The sequence below is a fragment of the Kitasatospora sp. NPDC001095 genome, from assembly GCF_053598615.1.
Map to the genome: position 1 here is coordinate 64,158 of NZ_JBSFKQ010000023.1, position 12,675 is coordinate 76,832.

The following is a 12,675-nucleotide window of genomic DNA, read 5'->3' on the forward strand; positions in this document are numbered from 1 at the left end:
GCGACCGGGGCCCGGGCCGGCAGCGGTTCTGCCGACCCGGGCCCCGGGGTGTCCTCAGCGCGCCGACAGGCGCGGGGTGCGCGGCGGTTCCGTCCGGCGGCTGCCGGTCGCCTCGAAGGCGGCGCCGAGGGCCAGCAGGGCGTTGTCGTCATAGGCGCGGCCCGCGAAGGTCAGGCCGACCGGCATGCCGGTGTCCGCCATGGTGCCCATGGGGACGGTGACCGTCGGGATGCCGAGATGGCGGGGGACCAGGTTGCCGTTGGCGACCCAGACGCCGTTGCGCCAGCCGAGGTCGGCGGACGCCTCGGAGACGTCCATGTCGGCGGGCGCCACGTCGGCGACGGCGGGGAACACCACCGCGTCCAGGCCCAGTCCGTCCATCCACAGCTCCAGGTCGACCCGGCGGGTCTCCTCCAGCCCGCGCAGCCCCTGCTCCAGGTGCGGCATGTCGGTGAAGGACGCGTACGGGCGCTCCCGCACGAAGCGCGGGTAGTCGCCGATCGAGTCGTCGAAGTTGTCGTAGCGGTCGGGGAGTTCACCCTCGTGCTTGGGGAAGATGCGGTCGCCGTCGACCTCGGCCAGGGTGGCGAGCGCAGGGTCGCCGTTGGCGCGCAGGAAGTCGTCCCAGGCCCAGGCGGAGAGGTCCTCGATCTCCACGGCGAGGTAGTCACGGCCGACCAGGCCGCGGGTGAACAGCGAGGGCGCGCCGGGGCGGTCGGACTCGTAGTTGGTCACGACCGGGAAGTCGACCTCGACGACCTCGGCGCCGGCCGCCTCCAGGTCGTGGCGGGCGGCGTCCCACAGGTCGATCACCGAGGGGCGGGTGTCGATCCGCAGGCCGGTCGGCCCGCCGATGCCGCCCTCGGGGTTGGTGCCGGCGTCGGGATCGGCGTTGATGTACATCCGGGGAACACCGACGCGCTTGCCGGCCAGCGTGGCGCGCGCCGCCGCCGGGTCGGCGGGTGCGAGCGCCGGGTACGAGGCGGGGCGCACCTGCGACGCGGCGGGGATCGGCACCCACGGCTGGGAGCGCCAGAGGTCGCCGCGGGTCTCCGGGTCGTCGCCGACCACGACGTCGAGCAGTTCGAGCAGGTCGGCCATGGTGCGGGTGTGCGGGACGACGACGTCCATGGTCGGTACGAGCGGCCAGTTGCCGCGCACCGAGATGACGCCGCGGCTGGGGGTGTAGGCGCACAGCGCGTTGTTGGAGGCGGGCGCCCGGCCCGAGGACCAGGTCTCCTCGCCGAGGCCGAAGGCGCCGAAGGACGCGGCCGTCGCGGTGCCGGAGCCGTTGGAGGAGCCGGAGCCGTAGGCGCTGGTGAGCCAGTCGGCGCTGTACGGGCTCTCCGCGCGGCCGTACACGCCGCGCTGCATGCCGCCGTTGGCCATCGGCGGCATGTTGGTCAGGCCGATGAGGACGGCCCCGCCGGCGCGCAGCCGCTCGATGGCGAAGGCGTCGCGCTGGGCGACGAGGTGCTCGAAGGCCGGCGAGCCGGCCGCGGCGGTCAGACCCTTGGCGAGGTAGCTGTCCTTGGCGGTGTACGGGATGCCGTCCAGCGGGCCGAGGGTCTCGCCGCGCGCGCGGCGGGCGTCGGAGGCCTCGGCCTCGGCACGGGCGTCCGGGTTCATCACGACCATCGCGTTGAGCGCGGTGGCGGTGCCCGGCCGGTCGTACGCCTCGATCCGCGCGAGGTAGGCGTCGAGCAGGCCGACCGCGGTGGTCTCGCCCTTCTCCAGCGCCGTGCGCAGCTCGGCGATACCGGTCTCCACAACATCGAATCCGCGCGTCATGCGGGTGTCTCCTGGATGGTCGGGTCGGGGTGACGAACCGCCGGTCGGGCGGTTCGCGGTCGGGATGCGTCCGGTCGTACGGCCGGGTGCAGAGATCGGCAGCTGGTGCTGGAACGTTCCAGCGCTTGCACCTTACGTACTGCTGGAACGTTCCAGCAAGGCGCGGGAGCCGGGATGGGGATCGGTGCGGGGCTGGGTCTAGACTTCCGGGCTGTGACCAGCCGCTCCGTGACCCTGATCGACGTGGCCCGGGCGGCCGGGGTGTCCAAGAGCACCGCCTCCAACGCGCTGGGCGGCTCCGGCCGTGTCTCCGGAACCACGCGGGAGCGGATCCGGGAGGTGGCCCGGGAGCTCGGCTACCGGCCGAACACCGCGGCGCGCAGCCTGCGTCGTTCCAGCACGGGCGCGATCGGGCTGCACCTGCCGCGCACCGCGACCCGCCTGGACTACTACATGAACCTGGCGTTCGGCGCGGTCGAGCGGGCCAGGGAGGACGGTCTGGACCTCGTCCTGCTGGCCCCCGGCACGGCATCCGGCGGCAGGCTCGCCTCCCGGGTCGACGGCCTGCTGGTGATCGACCCCGAGGTCGACGACCAGACCGTGCCGGACCTGCTGAACGCGGGGGTGCCGGTCGTCACCGGCGAGCGCCACCTCGGCGGGGGAGCCGCGCCGAGCGGCGCGGTGGTGTGCGACAACGCGGCCTCGCTGCTCGCCCTGCTGGACCACCTCGCCGAGCGCGGCGCCCGCCGCCCGGCGCTGCTGGTGCCCGGCCCGGCTTCGGACTGGGCGGCGGCGCTGCGGCGTGCCGCGCGGACCTGGAGCCGCCGGGAGGGCGCCGAGGTGATCGTGCGGACGGTGCCGTTCGCGGCGACGCCGGCCGAAGTCGAGGCCGTCACCGCGGACCTGGTCGCCGGCATGCCGGGCCTGGACGCGGTGGTCAGCGCCCCCGACGGCGCGGTGGTCGGGGTGCTCGCGGCCGCGGCGCGGGCCGGCCTGCGCCCAGGAACCGATCTGCTGGTGGCGGCGTGTGTCGACGGCGCCGCCGCACGCGGATCCAGCCCGCAGGTGACGGCGGTCGACCTGCGGCCCGCGGACTACGGTCGGGCCTGTGCGGCCCTTCTCGCTGACCTGTTGGCCGGAACGGCCGAGCCCGGCACCGTCCGTCGCCAGGACTGGACGCTGAACGTCCGGGCGTCCACGGCCGGCCGGGCCTGACACCGGTTCACGCGCCCCGTCGAGCCATGGGTGCGGGGGCATGGGTGAGCACGGACCGGAGCAGCGCCAGGGCACCGAATCCGGGTCCCGCAGGGCCCCGCCCCACCGGAAGGGCGCGGCGCGTACGCGCGCTGCCACGGTCTGCCCGGCGCTCGACGCCGTGTCATGCCTGCTGTGCGCGGGAGTGGTGGCAGCGGGTCCTGGCGCAGCCGCTCGGTGTCACCGCGGGGGCGGGGCCGCCGCTGTCAGAGGCCGCTCCTACAGTGAGGCCCATGGGACTTTCGATATCCGTGGGACTCCTCTACGACCAGGCTCGCAATGACGCCGAGGGGCTCGAATACCACCGCTCGGCCTTCGCCCGCCTCGGCCGGGCGCTCAAGGCGGAGGAGATCAGCTGGCAGGAGCCGGAGATGACCGATCCGCCTCGAACCCGCACCTTCTCCGGCGGCTTCCCCTACGGGTACCTGACCCAGCTGCGCCGCATTCTGGTGCTCACGGACCTCGGTGAACCCGTCACGTCGGCTCTGGAGGTCAGTGAGCGCCAGTACGAGCTCGACTGCGAGAAGGTTCGGGACGAGATGACGAGGTTCGATTCTCATCTGCTCTGCCATTCCGACAGTGCCGGCTACTACGTGCCGGTCGACTTCGAGGACCCGCTCTTCCTTCCCGACGAGGCGGAAGTCGAGGGCGCCGGAATCGTCGGCTCCAGTCAGCGCCTGCTGGCTGAACTTTCGGGCATGGCGTCGTCGATCGGCATCCACCTTGACGACAAGGGCGTTCCCTTCGTGACGGGGGAGGCCGGGGTGACCGCGGATCCCACGACGGACGAACCGTTCGAGACCGAGCGTTTCGCCTGGCACCAGCTCCACCGGGCATGCCTGACGAGCATCGCCGGCGGCCATGCCATCGTGTTCCACTGACTCTTCGCCGGTACCACTTCGGCACCGGCTTCGGCACCGAGGCCCGACCGTCACATATCGATCACGGTCTCGGGGAGTACGGGACCCTCGGCGGTGTGGTGGTCCGCGCGTCACGGAAGGCGGTCAGCGTTTCCTCCGGGGGACGGCGGCGTCACGCGGCCTGGAGGTCCTTCGCCGCGTCCTTCGAGAGGCTGACCCTCACCAGAGCGGCGGCCAGTCTCGCGAGGTCCTCCGGCGGCACCAGGTCGCCGAGACCGCGGGGCGTGTGCGGCAGACCGAGGTCCTTCGCCGTGCCGCACGCCCGGTCGTCGAAGAACGGGCGCAGCTGCGGCCAGACCGTCTGGGCCTCCCGGCAGAAGATGTCCGCGCCGACCGGGCCGATCCTCGGAACCTCCCGCAGCAGGTCGCGCAGGGCGTCCGGGTCGCCGTCGGCCTCCTCCCGCATCCGGCGCAGGTCGCCGTGCCAGCGGTCGAGCACCAGCTGAGCCCCTTCGCCGAGAGCGGTGGCGGTGCTCTCGTCGTACCGCACGTAGTGGGCGCGGCCCAGCGCGTCCACGCGGTCCTGCCAGTCGGAGTCGGCCATCGCCCGGGGTGTCCGCAGGCCCGCCCGGAACAGCTCCCGGGCGGCGGCGGTGGCCGTGTCGGCCTTGATGCGGATCGAGCAGAGCACCGTGAGCACCAGCAGTTGGTACAACGGCGCGGGCTTGTCGCGCAGCGTGATGCTGGCCTCCTCGGCGTACGTCCGGCCGTGTTCGGACAGCAGCCGGGAGGTGATCGTGTCGACTGTCATCGCCCTGGTACCTCGCCTTCCGTGAAGCCCCGCAGTGCTGCGGCTGCCCCGAATCCGCGCCCCCAAGCCGAACGTGTCGGGCGATGTCGGCAAGGTAGGCGCGGCGACGGATCGGAGGAGGAGCGGTGATGCCCGGAACGGAGACGCTGGCGGAGGACCGCCGGAAGCGGGACTTCCGAAGGACCCGCGAGCCCAGCGGCGAGGGCGGCACCGGTGCCGGCCGGGAGCCCGGCTTCGTGGTGCAGATCCCCCCAGCCCCCGGCCGGGTGCCCCCAGCGCCGGCACCAATGCCCGTCGACTTCCGCCTGGAGGTCGACGGTGTGCTCAAGTCCTGGTCGGTTCCCAAGGGGCCGTCCGGTGACCCGCACGACAAGCGCTTGGCCGTGCCCACCGAGGAGCACCCCTTCATCCGCGAGCGAGGCACGCCAGGTACTCCTTCCAGCTGCCGGAGCTTCCGGGCGGGCTGCGGCCGTTGCGCGATCCCGGCACCGACCAGCACCACTGACCGCTCCTTGTCGGTCGGCACTCGTGTAGCTACGGGCAGACGCTGTACCGCTGTGCCCCAGGGCGTAGACGGCGTCCCCGGCGGTGACCGTGGCTCAGGGCGAACCGGTCCGGCTTCTCGTCGTTGGTCAGGTTCCCGTTCATCGGGGTGAGCGCCCGACGGCGAGCCGACCCGGTGCGTGGGCGCGGGGCCGGCTCCTGGCGATCAGTGCGGCGTGACCTTGCCTGCTGGCTGATCACTTCGCCTGGGAGAGTGAGACCGCGTCGGGGCCGGCGGGGAATCGCAGCTGGCCGGTCGTGTCGTGCACGGCTCGCCACACTGTCTCGGCGACGTCGCTCTCCTTGGTGAACAGGTCCTGGCCCGTGAAGTCGCCCATGGCCTTCTTCGCCCATGGTGCGTAGGGCGCCGGGACCAGCTCGTCCAGCGAGGCGCCCTTCGTCGCGTTGGCCGCGAAGTTCGTCGTCAGGCAGGCGCCCGGCTGGACCGTCTTCGCCTGTACACCGAAGGGCGCGAGCTCGAGCGCGAGGGATGCGGTGAACCCCTCGATGGCCATCTTGCTTGCCTTGTAGACGGCCGAGAGCGGCATGTGGCCCAGCACCACGCTGGAGGTCACGTTGACCACCACGCCGGAGCCGCGCTCGCGGAACTGGGGCAGCACCGCCTGCGTCGTCGCCATCACGCCGAACGTGTTGGTTTCGAAGACTTCCCGCACTCGGGCCATGGGGGTGCCCTCGAACACGCTGATCGACGGGACGCCCGCGTTGTTGACCAGGACGTCGATGGGCCCGGCCGCCTCGAACGCGGCGGTGATGCTCCGGGGCTTGGTCACGTCGAGCTCGACGACGCGGAGCCGGTCCGACTCGGGCAGGACGCCCGCACGCGGCGTCCGCATCGTGGCGATGACGTTCCACCCCTGCGAGTGGAAGTACAGGGCGGTCTCCCGTCCGTATCCGGATGAGGCACCAGTGATCAGAACTGTCTTCATGCGGTGATCCTTGCGATGTGGTGGGATCCGCGGATGGACAGGCACTTTCCTGCCCGCGGAAGCACGGGTGATCCCATTGAATCGCTCTGACCTGCTGGAACAGTAGAACTATCGTCGCTTCGTCTTGCACGATCCTCCCTCATGGTCCGGCCGCTCAAGGAAGGACGCCTGCAGTGCCTCGCAGGCGGGCCGCGTCCTGGCTCGGGGGTGCGCCGAACTGGCGGCGGTACTCGCGGCTGAACTGCGACGGGTTGTCGTAGCCGACGCGGCGGCCGACTCCGGTGACGTCGCCCGGGTGGGTGGCGAGCAGCAGCCGGGCCTCCTGGAGCCGGATCTGTTTCTGGAACTGGATGGGGCTCATCGCGGTCACCGCCTGGAAGTTGCGGTAGAACGCGGAGACGCTCATCCCGGACAGCCGTGCCACGTCCTCGACCCGGAAGGGCTCGGCGTAGTGCTCGCGGATCCAGCGCACGGCCCGGGCGACATGGCTGAGGCCGCTGTCGGCGAGGCCGAGCTGGCGCACCGTCGCGCCCTGCTCGCCGGTGATCAGGCGCCAGAGGATCTCGCGTTTGACCAGCGGGGCCAGTACGGCGCGGTCGCTGGGCTCGTCGAGCAGGCGCAGCAGCCGGACCACCGCGTCGAGCAGCGCGGGCGGGGCGTCGCTTACGGCGATCCCCGACGGAGTGCCTCCGGCGGGGCGGGGGATGTCGCCGGGACCGGCTTGCAGCAGCAGTTCGGCGACGGCGGACGGTTCCAGCGTGAGGCCGAAGCCGAGGGCCGGCTGCTCGGGGGCGGCCTGGATGAACTGTCCGGTGACGGGCAGGTCGACGGATGCGACTAGGTACTGCCCGGCGCCGTACGCGTAGACCCGGTCGCCCAGCGCGAGGCGTTTGGCGCCCTGGGCGATGACTGCGAGCACCGTGCCGGACATCGAGGGCGCCGGCGGATCCGGCCGGTCGACCTTGGAGATGAGGACGCCGTCGATGGCGGTGGTCCAGTCGGGCCGGGCGTGCCGGGCCAGCAGGGTGCGGAGCTCTTCGAGGTGCATGCGTCCATTGCAGCACTGTTCTGTGTTGCAATTCCCGTACTCGCGAGGATCGTGCAAGTACCAGCGAGCATCGTTCTAACGTTTACGCAGGTCACGGCGATTGGATGGAATCACCGCACTCCACAACGCAGAAGAAGGCCTCCATGATTGTCACGTACGGCTTCAACGCCACGCTGACCGCCAGGCCCGGAATGGGCGACCGGCTCGTCGACCTGCTGCTGACCGGCCTGCACGAGGGCAGCCCCGGCGCGAGCGAGTCCTGCGTGGTCTACCTCGTCTCCCGTTCCGCGTCCGCCCCCGACGTCGTCCACGTCACCGAGGGCTGGACCAGCGAGGAGGACCACCACCGGATCTTCGCCGGCGAGGCCGCCCAGGGCATCGTGGCGCAGATCGGCGGACTGCTGGCCAAGGAGTCCGAGTACACCGACTACGTGCCGGTCCGCGGCAAGGCCGCCTTCTGACCCGCCGAACACCCCACACCCCAGCCCCTGCCGCCGCGGTGCCCGCCGAGGCGACCCCGTCCTCGCCCGACCGTCCGCCACCACCCATGAAGGGCAACGACCATGACCACAGCACGCCCCTCCCTCGACCCCGAACTGCATGAACTCCTGGCCGACATGCCGCTGATGTCCCAGCTCAGCCCGGAAGTGCTGGCGCAGGTACGCCCCTTCTCCTCGATGCCCGTCGAACCCCTCCTCGAAGGTCGCGCGATCGACCGGCGCGAGGTCACCGCTGCGAGTCCGGACGGCACCCGGATCCCCTTGTCCGTCTTCAGCCCCGCGAACAGCGATCGAACCACCGCCGCACCCTGCGTCTACTGGATGCACGGCGGCGGGATGGTCATGGGCGACCGCTTCTCACAGATCGACATCCCGCTGGAGTGGCTCGACGCGTTCGGCGCCGTCGTGGTCTCCGTCGACTACCGGCTCGCGCCCGAGTCCACCGGCACCATCCCGGTCGACGACTGCTACCAGGGACTGCTCTGGATCGCCGACCACGCCGCCGAACTGGGCATCGACCCCGCCCGGATCGTCGTCGCAGGCGCCAGCGCGGGCGGCGGCCTCGCCGCCGGCGTCACCCTGCTGGCCCGCGACCTCGGCACCCCGACGATCGCCGCCCAAGTCCTGATCGGCCCCATGCTCGACCACCGCAACACCACCACCTCCAGCCTCCAGTACTCGAACGGGCCCGGCGTCTGGACCCGCGAGATGAACGAATTCGGATGGCGCTGCCTCCTCGGCGACCTCACCGACGACGAGGTACCCGCATACGTCTCACCCGCCCTGGCCGACGACCTCGCGGGCCTGCCGACCACCTACATCGACACCGGCTCCGCCGAAGTCTTCCGCGACGAGGACACCGACTACGCCACCCGCATCTGGGCGGCCGGCGGCCAGGCCGAACTCCACGTCTGGGCAGGAGGCTTCCACGGATTCGACGCCCTGTACCCGCAGGCACACATCTCGGCCACAGCCCGCCGAACCCGCACCGACTGGCTCGCCCGACTCCTGCCCACGAACCCCGCCGCATAGGGGAAGTCGACGGTCAGCTGGTGCACACCCGCGCAACTGACCGTGTTCACGATGTACTCGGCGCCCACCAGGTACTCCTGGGCGACGACCTCGGTGATCGGCTCGCCGAGCACCGTACGGCGGCTGCGCAGCCTGCGCAGCGCGGCGACCGAGTCCTGCGGCAGGTCGCAGAACGACACGCCGTCACCCCAGTAGCCGCGCAGGGTTTGACGACCACGGTCCCGCCCACTTTCTCGTGCCAGGCCAGCAGTTCGGCTTCGTCATCTGTTCGCAGCTGCCGCATGCCTGGGACGCCCTGCGCCTTGATCGTTTCGATCTGCACGTACTTGTCGCGTCGCGCGCTGCTCAGGGCGGTGCCGTTGGAGGCCAGCCCCAGCCGCTCGGAGAGGGCGTCGGCGAGCTCCACCCCGGTCTCGCGACCGGCCAGGAGCGCGACCGGCCCCAGCTCTGAGAGCTGTGCGGTCAGTGCTCCGGCCGCCGAGCCGTCGCCAGGACCTGCTCTCCGTCATCGAGGCCAGGTTGACGATGGAGCCGCCGGGGGTGTCCTGGGCCAGCATCTGCTGGATCTGGTACTTCATGCCCCAGAAGACGCCGAGCACGTTCGTGGTGAGCATCTGCTGGAAGCGGCTGGTGGGCTCGTCGGCCAGGCGGCCTCCCCGCCGTTGTCGCGGACCTCGCAGGCGACGGCCTCGCCCGCCTCCTTGCGGCGGCCGGAGACGACGGCGGCGTGGCCGGCGCGGGCCAGGGCCAGGCTGGTCTCCCTCCCGATGCCGGTCGTGGCCCCGGTGACCGGGGCGACGCCGGAGACGCTCATGACGATGGACCTCTCTCGCGAACAGGTGGGTTCGGGCCGCGATCACCACAGTGCCCGTCGGCGACGGGACCGCACATCGGTCATCTGACTGCGGCCCGTGAATCGGTGGAGACCCGTTCACCCAGTACCTGCGAGCACCGTCAAATGACCGATGCCGAACGACGGTGCGGAACCAAGGATGGAGAGCGCACGCCCGCTCCGAAGGGACCCAGACCGGGTCTGAGCCCTCCCACGGCAGTACCTCCGGCAACACCGTCACACAGACAGAGAAGGTGGTTCACATGTTCACACCCAAGGCCGTGCTCCGCGGCTCGGCCGCCGCGGCGACCGTCGCCGCCGCCGTGCTGGGCATCGGCGCCGGATCGGCGAACGCCGCCGGCTGGCCCCCGTTGCAGCCGGGCGCCCACCTCTACTCGGGCACTGGCGGGAGCGGCGAGGTGACCACGGTCGACCTCGACGACATCGGCACCTGCCACACGCTGTCGGCGCCCGCCCGCTCGGTCCAGGTCGTCTCCGGCTCCGCGTCCGTGGTGCTGTACGCCGGCGCGGGCTGCACCGGCGCCCACTCGTGGGCCACCGGCTCGCTGGCCCAGTCCAACCTGCCGTGGCCGGTGCTGAGTTACCGGGTGGTCCCGGCCTGACGGCGGGCGGAACACCTCACCTTCCGTTTCGACACAAGGAGTCCTCGATGGCAGCGCACGAAGCCATGAGCAGGCCCGACACCGGTCGACGCCGCTTCCTCGGTCTCGCGGCGGCCGGTGTCGTCGCCGGACAGGTCGGCCTGTCCGCCCCGGCCCGGGCGGCCACCGGCCGGGAGACGGAGCCCGGCGGCGCACTGCGGCCGGGCGCCGGCATCCGCCCTTTCCGCATCAAGGTCCCGCAGGCGGACCTCAACGACCTGCGGCGGCGCGTCCGCGAGACCCGGTGGCCCGACCGCGAGACCGTCGGCAGCCGCACCCAGGGCGCTCAACTGGCGAAGATGCGGCCGCTGATGGAGTACTGGGGCACCCGGTACGAATGGCGCACCCTCGAGGGGCGCCTCAACGACCTGCCGCAGTACATCACCGAGATCGACGGGCTGGACATCCAGTTCGCCCACATCCGCTCCCGGCACGCCGGCGCCATGCCGATGCTGATGACGCACGGCTGGCCCGGCTCGATCGTCGAACTGCTGAAGGTCATCGGCCCGTTGACCGACCCCACGGCGCACGGCGGGCGCGCAGAGGACGCCTTCCACCTGGTCCTGCCGACCCTGCCCGGCTACGGCTTCTCGGGCAAGCCGACCAAGCCCGGGTGGAACTTCCCCCGCACGGCGCGTGCCTTCCACGAGCTGATGATGCGCCTCGGGTACCCGGAGTACGTCTCGCAGGGCGGCGACCACGGCGCGATCCTCTCCGAGGTGCTCGCCGTCCAGCAGCCGAAGGGCCTGCTCGGCATCCACATCAACATGCCGGGGACCGTGCCGGACGACGTCCTGCGCCGGGTGCGCAACTTCGACCCAGCCCCGGTGAACCTGTCGGCCGAGGAGAAGCGGGCGTATGACCGGCTGGTGCACTTCTACCGCGACGGCTTCGGCTACGCGGCGATGATGAACCAGACCCCCCAGACGATCGCCTACTCCCTCACCGACTCCCCGGTGGGCATGGCGTCCTACTACTACGACAAGTTCGCGGAGTGGACGGACTCCGATGGTGAGCCCGAGAAGGTCCTCACCTACGACGAGATGCTCGACGCGATCTCGATGTACTGGCTGACCGGCACCGGCGCGTCCTCGTGCCGGCTGTACTGGGAGGGCGCCCAGTCCGGCGGCGGACCGTTCAACGCGGTGTCCATTCCGAAGGTGCCGGTCGCAGTGACGGTCTTCCCCTCCGAGATCTACCCCGCACCGCGCAGCTGGGGCGAGCGGACCTTCGGCAACATCATCCACTGGAACGAGGTCGACAGGGGCGGCCACTTCGCCGCCTGGGAGCAGCCGCAGCTCCTGGCCCAAGAACTCCGCGCCGCCTTCCGGGTGTTGCGGTAGCTCCGGCGAGGACAGCGCCAAGAGAGGTGCCCGGGTCGCCGTGCCGACGGCGACCCGGGTGTTTCCCATCCATTGTTCGAACGGGGGAGTCCGGGTCCAGACTCTTCCGAGGTGGCAGTCTGTTGACGGCCGTCCTCGCCGCCGTCCTCCTGATGTCCAGTGACACCATTTCGGCGGCCCGCAGTCCCCCCGGCGCCCAGGTCCAGGTCTGGCGCGGGAACGACGACAACCGCGTCCGGATATCGCTGAACAACGGTAGGCCGGTGGTCTTCCCGGGCACCGAGACGCTGGTAGCGCCCCGGGTGGTGTGCACCATCAACGGCTTCCACGTCTTCCACACCGGAACCGACGGGCGGATCCACTCCACGCAGCCGCGGTTCACCCTGGGCGGGATCCCCTCGCAGAGTCAGCTCGGAGACCGGTGGTCGCCCGCGGGGAACGTGGTCACCCGGCCCCACCCTCTCGCCGTCCGCCATCCAGCTCCGCAACAACCAGATGCTCCTCTCGTGGGGGAGCGCGAACGACCTCGGCCAGTACACCGCCTACTTCGACGGCGCGAACTGGAGGGAGGCCGTTGTTCCCGGGACCCGGAGCGAGACGGCCGACTCCTTGGCCCTACAGCACCTACTGGAACCAGATCGCCCTCGCCACCGCGGAGTGGACGGGCACGCGTACGTCATGACGCAGCAATACGGCGAGAACCGCTGGTCCCAGCCGGAGCTGCTCGACGGCGCCCTGCCGATCGTCGGAACCCCCAGCATCGCGTTCACCCAGGACACGGGCGACGCCCTCATCGCCGTCCTGGGCACCTTGCCCACCAGCAACCACCAGGCGTACCTGGGCCATTGGACCGAGCGCAGTTGGAGCGGTTTCCAGCACGAGAACACGCTGGCCGGCATCCGGAACAAGCTCTGGCTGACGGCAACCGCCTGGAGCGTCTTCCTCATCGCCACCTTCGCCCAGGGCTACGCCTTGTTCAAGACCGGCTTCGACCGGGCCCCGTAGCAGTGCCGGCGGGTTCGTAGAATGGGGGCGTAGCTCCTCCGGGAGGA

The 12,675-nt window shown here is 71.2% G+C and carries 13 protein-coding genes and 1 pseudogene; 9 read left to right on the plus strand and 5 right to left on the minus strand.

Translation table 11 applies throughout. The annotated features are described in order from the left end of the window. Positions 1-54: 54 nt before the first annotated feature. Complete coding sequence (locus ACWDBB_RS20345; protein WP_449790934.1) at positions 55-1,791, minus strand: amidase; 1,737 nt, start codon at positions 1,789-1,791, stop codon at positions 55-57. Between the two features lie 213 nt (positions 1,792-2,004). On the opposite strand from ACWDBB_RS20345, the gene ACWDBB_RS20350 reads away from it, so the two are divergent. After that, positions 2,005-3,006, plus strand: a complete 1,002-nt coding sequence (locus ACWDBB_RS20350; RefSeq protein ID WP_449790935.1) for a LacI family DNA-binding transcriptional regulator — start codon at positions 2,005-2,007, stop codon at positions 3,004-3,006. 272 nt (positions 3,007-3,278) lie between these two features. Continuing rightward, positions 3,279-3,926 carry a hypothetical protein gene (locus ACWDBB_RS20355; protein ID WP_449790936.1) on the plus strand — a complete coding sequence of 216 codons (648 nt, stop codon included), beginning with the start codon at positions 3,279-3,281 and terminating at the stop codon, positions 3,924-3,926. 151 nt (positions 3,927-4,077) lie between these two features. On the opposite strand, the gene ACWDBB_RS20360 is transcribed toward ACWDBB_RS20355, so the two are convergent. After that, positions 4,078-4,716 (minus strand): endonuclease, encoded by a 639-nt coding sequence (locus ACWDBB_RS20360; RefSeq protein WP_449790937.1) that lies wholly within the window; start codon positions 4,714-4,716, stop codon positions 4,078-4,080. 128 nt (positions 4,717-4,844) lie between these two features. Here ACWDBB_RS20360 and ACWDBB_RS20365 point away from each other — a divergent pair. Continuing rightward, positions 4,845-5,120 (plus strand): annotated as a pseudogene (locus tag ACWDBB_RS20365) (DNA polymerase ligase N-terminal domain-containing protein); the annotation flags it as partial. Positions 5,121-5,456: 336 nt separating this feature from the next. Here the strand turns inward: ACWDBB_RS20365 and ACWDBB_RS20370 are convergent. Then, the gene (locus tag ACWDBB_RS20370; protein WP_449790938.1) at positions 5,457-6,206 is read right to left on the minus strand and encodes an SDR family oxidoreductase; all 750 of its coding nucleotides are present in this window, start codon (positions 6,204-6,206) and stop codon (positions 5,457-5,459) included. Positions 6,207-6,360: 154 nt separating this feature from the next. Then, positions 6,361-7,254, minus strand: coding sequence for an AraC family transcriptional regulator (locus ACWDBB_RS20375; RefSeq protein ID WP_449790939.1), 894 nt, complete (start codon positions 7,252-7,254; stop codon positions 6,361-6,363). A 143-nt stretch (positions 7,255-7,397) separates the two neighbouring features. On the opposite strand from ACWDBB_RS20375, the gene ACWDBB_RS20380 reads away from it, so the two are divergent. The 3 genes from ACWDBB_RS20380 (at position 7,398) to ACWDBB_RS20390 (ending at position 8,981) form a co-directional block, all read left to right on the plus strand. Beyond that, positions 7,398-7,715 carry a putative quinol monooxygenase gene (locus ACWDBB_RS20380; RefSeq protein ID WP_449790940.1) on the plus strand — a complete coding sequence of 106 codons (318 nt, stop codon included), beginning with the start codon at positions 7,398-7,400 and terminating at the stop codon, positions 7,713-7,715. 102 nt (positions 7,716-7,817) lie between these two features. Continuing rightward, entirely contained in the window at positions 7,818-8,786 is a 969-nt protein-coding gene (locus ACWDBB_RS20385; RefSeq protein WP_449790941.1) for an alpha/beta hydrolase, read from the plus strand. Between the two features lie 51 nt (positions 8,787-8,837). Further along, a complete protein-coding gene (locus ACWDBB_RS20390; RefSeq protein ID WP_449790942.1) occupies positions 8,838-8,981 on the plus strand; it encodes a hypothetical protein in 144 nt (47 codons plus the stop codon). A 379-nt stretch (positions 8,982-9,360) separates the two neighbouring features. Here the strand turns inward: ACWDBB_RS20390 and ACWDBB_RS20395 are convergent, their stop codons facing one another. Then, entirely contained in the window at positions 9,361-9,600 is a 240-nt protein-coding gene (locus ACWDBB_RS20395) for an SDR family NAD(P)-dependent oxidoreductase (RefSeq protein WP_449790943.1), read from the minus strand. Positions 9,601-9,881: 281 nt separating this feature from the next. Between ACWDBB_RS20395 and ACWDBB_RS20400 the strand changes: the two genes are divergently transcribed. The 3 genes from ACWDBB_RS20400 to ACWDBB_RS20410 all read left to right on the plus strand — a co-directional run bounded on the left by ACWDBB_RS20400 (position 9,882) and on the right by ACWDBB_RS20410 (position 12,628). Further along, complete coding sequence (locus ACWDBB_RS20400) at positions 9,882-10,241, plus strand: hypothetical protein (protein WP_449790944.1); 360 nt, start codon at positions 9,882-9,884, stop codon at positions 10,239-10,241. Positions 10,242-10,288: 47 nt separating this feature from the next. Then, positions 10,289-11,623, plus strand: coding sequence for an alpha/beta fold hydrolase (locus ACWDBB_RS20405; protein ID WP_449790945.1), 1,335 nt, complete (start codon positions 10,289-10,291; stop codon positions 11,621-11,623). 678 nt (positions 11,624-12,301) lie between these two features. Further along, positions 12,302-12,628: a hypothetical protein gene (locus ACWDBB_RS20410; RefSeq protein ID WP_449790946.1), complete on the plus strand. Its 327-nt coding sequence runs from the start codon at positions 12,302-12,304 to the stop codon at positions 12,626-12,628. The last annotated feature ends 47 nt before the right edge of the window (positions 12,629-12,675 follow it).

What these genes read in the sequence shown, in the direction of transcription:
- ACWDBB_RS20345 (WP_449790934.1), bottom strand. Translation starts at nt 1,791, where the DNA reads ATGACGCGCGGATTCGATGTTGTGGAGACCGGTATCGCCGAGCTGCGC.
- ACWDBB_RS20355 (WP_449790936.1), top strand. Translation starts at nt 3,279, where the DNA reads ATGGGACTTTCGATATCCGTGGGACTCCTCTACGACCAGGCTCGCAAT.
- ACWDBB_RS20360 (WP_449790937.1), bottom strand. Translation starts at nt 4,716, where the DNA reads ATGACAGTCGACACGATCACCTCCCGGCTGCTGTCCGAACACGGCCGG.
- ACWDBB_RS20370 (WP_449790938.1), bottom strand. Translation starts at nt 6,206, where the DNA reads ATGAAGACAGTTCTGATCACTGGTGCCTCATCCGGATACGGACGGGAG.
- ACWDBB_RS20375 (WP_449790939.1), bottom strand. Translation starts at nt 7,254, where the DNA reads ATGCACCTCGAAGAGCTCCGCACCCTGCTGGCCCGGCACGCCCGGCCC.
- ACWDBB_RS20380 (WP_449790940.1), top strand. Translation starts at nt 7,398, where the DNA reads ATGATTGTCACGTACGGCTTCAACGCCACGCTGACCGCCAGGCCCGGA.
- ACWDBB_RS20385 (WP_449790941.1), top strand. Translation starts at nt 7,818, where the DNA reads ATGACCACAGCACGCCCCTCCCTCGACCCCGAACTGCATGAACTCCTG.
- ACWDBB_RS20390 (WP_449790942.1), top strand. Translation starts at nt 8,838, where the DNA reads ATGTACTCGGCGCCCACCAGGTACTCCTGGGCGACGACCTCGGTGATC.
- ACWDBB_RS20395 (WP_449790943.1), bottom strand. Translation starts at nt 9,600, where the DNA reads ATGAGCGTCTCCGGCGTCGCCCCGGTCACCGGGGCCACGACCGGCATC.
- ACWDBB_RS20400 (WP_449790944.1), top strand. Translation starts at nt 9,882, where the DNA reads ATGTTCACACCCAAGGCCGTGCTCCGCGGCTCGGCCGCCGCGGCGACC.
- ACWDBB_RS20405 (WP_449790945.1), top strand. Translation starts at nt 10,289, where the DNA reads ATGGCAGCGCACGAAGCCATGAGCAGGCCCGACACCGGTCGACGCCGC.
- ACWDBB_RS20410 (WP_449790946.1), top strand. Translation starts at nt 12,302, where the DNA reads ATGACGCAGCAATACGGCGAGAACCGCTGGTCCCAGCCGGAGCTGCTC.